Genomic DNA, 229 nt, shown 5'->3' with positions numbered 1-229 from the left:
GCCATGGCAGAACCCGGAGTTGCCGCCATTGCGGTTGATCTCCTCCATGATCACCGAGGCTTCAGCCAGCCCTAGCCCCGAACCACCGTATTCTTCGGGAATCAAAGCGGCCATCCAACCCGCCTTGGTCAGTGCGTCGACGAACGCTTCAGGGTAGACCCGCGCATGGTCAATCTGACGCCAGTATTCATCAGGAAATTCGCCACACAGGCCTCGCAGGGAGTCACGC

Annotated in this window: 1 protein-coding gene; it reads right to left on the bottom strand. The window is 59.8% G+C overall.

Annotated features, from left to right (window positions below; all coding sequences use genetic code 11):
* A partial coding sequence (locus R0K30_RS23905) for an acyl-CoA dehydrogenase family protein (RefSeq protein WP_410613566.1) occupies positions 1–229 on the bottom strand: 229 nt, incomplete at both ends.

The sequence above is a fragment of the Bacillus sp. SIMBA_154 genome (assembly GCF_046536015.1).
Classification (GTDB): Bacteria; Bacillota; Bacilli; order Bacillales; family Bacillaceae; genus Bacillus; species Bacillus pumilus_P.
Note: the sequence above shows the minus strand (reverse complement) of the source record. Positions and strands in the feature narration are given on the sequence as shown.